At 45.7% G+C, this 282-nt stretch carries 1 pseudogene; it reads left to right on the plus strand.

Annotated features, from left to right (window positions below):
* Positions 1-184, plus strand: a pseudogene (locus AB4585_RS26995) (transcriptional regulator); the annotation flags it as partial.
* Between the last annotated feature and the right edge of the window lie 98 nt (positions 185-282).

Raw genomic sequence — 282 nt, forward strand, 5'->3', positions numbered from 1 at the left:
TTACATGACCGCTTATACGGATGAGTCCGATCCCGTTGAAGTCATTGCAACGGCAAGCCAATCAGAACAACTCTATTTAAGCTACATTCACGGTCCACAGTTTACCTCTGAAAATAGCACTGTCCGTCTTGTTGGCAAACAGCAAGACCTTGCCAAGATCTGCGCAAAAGGAGGCCGTAAGTAATGAACCAACGTGTAGCATCAATTTTATTAGTGATCTCTGTGGTATTCAGTGGTTGGTTATACTGGGGCAGCGACGTCAAGATCGAACAAGTGCTGACC

It is taken from the genome of Vibrio sp. 10N.222.49.C9 (assembly GCF_041474985.1).
Lineage (GTDB): Bacteria > Pseudomonadota > Gammaproteobacteria > Enterobacterales > Vibrionaceae > Vibrio > Vibrio crassostreae_C.